Annotated in this window: 3 protein-coding genes; 2 read left to right on the forward strand and 1 reads right to left on the reverse strand. The window is 53.4% G+C overall.

Annotation, left to right across the window (positions count from 1 at the left end):
• Positions 1-394 precede the first annotated feature (394 nt).
• Positions 395-1,738: an amidohydrolase family protein gene (locus E1297_RS03425; protein ID WP_155133895.1), complete on the forward strand. Its 1,344-nt coding sequence runs from the start codon at positions 395-397 to the stop codon at positions 1,736-1,738.
• 92 nt (positions 1,739-1,830) lie between these two features.
• Complete coding sequence (locus E1297_RS03430; protein WP_155133898.1) at positions 1,831-3,171, forward strand: MFS transporter; 1,341 nt, start codon at positions 1,831-1,833, stop codon at positions 3,169-3,171.
• Positions 3,172-3,314: 143 nt separating this feature from the next.
• Here the strand turns inward: E1297_RS03430 and E1297_RS03435 are convergent.
• Positions 3,315-3,421: transposase domain-containing protein (locus E1297_RS03435; protein WP_196223173.1), on the reverse strand; the 107-nt coding region annotated here is incomplete at its 5' end.

Here is a 3,421-nt window from a genome sequence, read left to right on the forward strand (position 1 = left end):
TGAAACAGGCGGTCCGGAAGCTCTACCAGGCTGTTTCTGCAGCCGCCGGGGAAGAGCGTCAGGATTCAAAGCCCTGGTATTGGGGCTATCTTGTGGCGGGCAGAGCGTCTGCATCATCAAAACCCCAGACACTCAGCGCTTGCTCGTGCTGACAACTCTCATGTCTACCTCCTGATGGCGGCGAATGCGGCGAACCGATACTGACGTCTGAAGCCGCGTCGGCTGGTGCTCCGGCTGCAAAGCCTGAAGCTATCGAAGTCCTGAATTGCAACAAAGTTGCCGGAGCAACTTAAACGTATTGATCCGCACGGATTTCACAGCCTAAGGTAGTCAACGGGCTCATGGTTGCAAGTTTGGTTCAGATCAGAATTTCCCTTCATCAAGGAGTTCAGTCATGCCGGATCGTTACAATGCGTATCGCGAAATAATCGACAAACAGCCTATGTGCGACACTCACGAACATATCGTGGAGGAGTCGCAGCGGCTGCAACCCAATGAACGCAGAGATTTCACGGTACTGGTCGATTCATATTACGCTCAGGACGATCTGATGGTTTCCGGCCTTGACGTAAAGGGCAGAGATCTTCTCCTGCGGACGGATGTCGACCCCAAAGACAAGTGGAAGATCATCGCCGAGCCTTGGAATCGCTGCCGTCACACCGGTTACATGCATGGCGTCCGGGAGTCGCTACGCATCCTTTGCGGTGAAGACGATCTGCATGCGGGAAACGTTCAGTCCGTGTCGGATCAAATCGCCGAAATGATCAAGCCAGGCTATTATCGTCACATTCTCAAAGACATCTGCAATATCGATCATTGTCAGGTTAATTCATTGAATCATGACACGCCGATATTTCGGGACTACTGCGAAATGCCCGATCTCCTTTGTCAGGATATAAACCTTCTTTATCTAAGCACCTGGCTGGACATTGATTCCATATCGAAACAGATCGACAAGAATGTTACGACCTTGACCGACTGGCATGAGGTGATCGACTGGGCATTTGCAAAATACGGTCCGCGTGCCATCGGCGCGAAATCCAAAACGGCCTATACGCGGTCGTTAGATTTTGCCGATGTGCCGGCCGAAGCAGCCGCATTGCCCTTTCATATCTCCAGAGACCCGTTTTCCGAAGGAAAGGGCCACAAGCGCCCCTCGGGTGTCGATGTGCATGATCAGAAACTGATTGAAGACCACTTGTTTCACTATTGTGTCAAAAAATGCATTGAATACGATCTGCCGGTAAAGTTTCACACCGGGTATTATGTGAGCTGGAAGTCACTCAACTTAAGACGAATTCGCGACAATGTGGTCGACTTGTGCGATCTGTTTCAGACCTACCCAGAGGGGAAGTTCGTCTTGCTGCACGTCAATTATCCGTACATGGATGACGTGATTGCTGCCGTTAAACACCATCATAATGTCTGGGTGGACATGGCCTGGACCTGGGTCGTCAATCCCCATGCCTGCGTACAGTTTTTCAAGGACTTCGTTAAGTGCGCGCCAATCAACAAACTGCTGATCTTCGGGGCTGACTTCAATCAGGTGGAGCTTGTGCCCGGGGAGGCGGCCATGACCCGCCACGGTTTGGCCCTTGCGCTGTCCGAGCTCGTCGACGAAGGCTGGCTGGCTGACAAGGAAGTGCCGGATATCATTGAACGCGTCATGTACCGAAATGCGCACGAACTTTACGACTATAAGGGCACACTGAAGAACTGGGACGGATTCGGCGGTTAGCCGAGTGCGGCGCTGCTTCATTCGTTCCAACAAAGCATGTTGTTGCGAGTATTCCAAAAGGCGATCAATGCCTTGATGTTTTGGAGGCTCTAGTGACTGGATTTTCTCGCTATGGTTGGGTGGTTTGGGCGCTGGCCCTCTCATTTTCCGTTTACGAATTCATTTTGCAGCCGGTTGTCGGTGTTCTCAGTAACAACTTTAAACAGAGCTTGAGCCTAACGCAGGCCGAAATCGGACTGCTGTCAGCGGTGTTCTATATCGGGTTCGTTGCCTGGCAGATTCCGGTGGGTCTGTTGCTTGATCGATACGGGGCTCGCCGGATCATGCCCTTTGGCTTCGCAGCGATCATTCTCGGCACCTTTCTGTTGTCGGCCGCGAACAGTTTTTCAGTAGCAATAGCAGCGCGCATTTTAATGGGATCTGGCGCATCCTTTGCTTTTGTGAGTGCCGGCTTCCTCATCACCCGCTGGTTCCCGATGAGTCATTTCGCTTTGATGCTTGGGGCGACACAAGGCCTGGCGGCGCTGGCGTCTGCGGCTGCCCAACCTGCAATCGTCGCGCTCGTGGCTGCCCAGCCGTGGCGGGAGCTATTGGCCGCTATCGCCGCAATCGGTTTGATCCCGCTTGTTCTTGGGGTCCTGTTCATCCGCGATCAACCAGGGCATTGGCCGGATTCCCCGCAAGTGGTGGGTAAAAGACCTGAAACGCCGAGTGTCTGGACTTCGCTAAGGATTGTGTCATCGAATCCCCTGGTCTGGTGTTGTGCCTTCATTCTGGCGGCGCTCATGGGGACAATCATGGCCTATGGCGGGCTTTGGGCCGTTCCTTCCTTGAGCGACTGGGGGCGAGGACGACTGGAAGCGACAACGCTGACGTCTATCATGTTGATCGGATTTGGGATCGGTTATCCGGTGATCGGCGGGTTGTCTGACTGGATCCGGCGGCGGAAGGTCTTTGTTACGACATGCACGTTTCTGGTTCTGTTCATACTGATGATAATTTTGATGACGCCTGTGCTTCCCTTGCCGGTGATTGTGGTGTTGTTTTTTCTGCTCGGGTTTTTTGGCGGTGTCGGGGTCCTTTTGTACTCCCTGGTCTGCGAGTATTTGCCAAGGGAGATCAGGGGAACCGCAATCGCATTCATCAATATGAGCGGCTTTATCGGCACGATGATCCTTCAAATTCTCCCTGGCTTGTTATTGGGGTGGGAGGCGCCTCCTGACCTGCATCACGGCGCAGCTCCCGAAAATACGTCGCCATCGATGAATCTTTATCGGTTGATACTGATTAGCGTCATTCCGATGTCCCTCAGCCTGGCTTTGGGCTTGAGCTTTGCCTTGAAGGAGACTTTCGGAAAAAACATCGGACAACAAGGTGTTGGACTTGTTTCAAAAAACGCTGGAGCTGTGCGAGGGCTCTGGAGCAGACCCTGATCAGAAACTGTTTAGCCTCCGGGGTGTTCTGTGGGCGGCTGGGCTGCACTCAAGCGGATCACGGCCGGCGGAAATGATTGCAAGCATCGCCTGGCACAAGGGGGCTGCACTAAACCCGGCCTTTTTGATGGCTGGAAGCCCTGTTACGCTGCCTCTGCAACGCAACACCACGGCATGAGTTCGTTCAGGCGTGCGATCTTGTGCTCGGCAATTTGAGCCCGAACCCAGGTCAACCAGGCTTGAGGGTCTA

The sequence above is a fragment of the Roseibium sp. RKSG952 genome (assembly GCF_009711355.1).